The 551-nt window shown below is 67.7% G+C and carries 1 protein-coding gene; it reads right to left on the minus strand.

The window, feature by feature from the left end:
• Positions 1-348, minus strand: a 348-nt coding sequence (locus IE278_RS41675; protein ID WP_189780241.1) for a helix-turn-helix domain-containing protein, incomplete at its 3' end; no start/stop codon positions are given.
• Positions 349-551 lie beyond the last annotated feature (203 nt).

The raw sequence follows: 551 nt of genomic DNA on the forward strand, positions 1-551 counted from the left end.
CCGCTGCAGACTCCACCCCAGCCGGCCGGTCAGCAGACGCCATACCGATGCCCGGGCCAACGTCACCCCGGTCACCCGCTCCACTACCACGCCCACCCGTTCCAGGGTCCACAGGTCCGCCTCGAACCCGTGCGCCTGGGCGCCCTGCTCCAGAGCCTGGCGGACCTCGACGACCTGGGCGTCGTCCAGCTTGGGCGGCCGGCCTCCGGTCGGGCGCCGCCGCAGAGCTGCAGTTCCCTCCTGCTCCCACACCCGTCTCCACCGCCGCACGCTCTCCAGACAGACCCCCACCGCCCGCGCAACCTCGGGCTGCGTACACCCCCGCTCGAACATCTCGGCCGCACGCATACGACGCGCCTCGGCCAACTGCGGCCGCGTCAACGGCGAAACGGCTACTGCACAAGCGTCAGACTCAGACTGCAAAGGCACAGCCAGATCCTCACACCACCCAAGCACCTGCACCCACAGAACTAACGAAAACTTCAGTAGCGGTAGTTCGTTAAATCCGGCGGTAGAGGTCAATGCCGTGTCCGGTGGTGACTGCGTCGATC

It is taken from the genome of Streptomyces tauricus (assembly GCF_014650955.1).
In the GTDB taxonomy this organism is placed as follows: Bacteria; Actinomycetota; Actinomycetes; order Streptomycetales; family Streptomycetaceae; genus Streptomyces; species Streptomyces tauricus.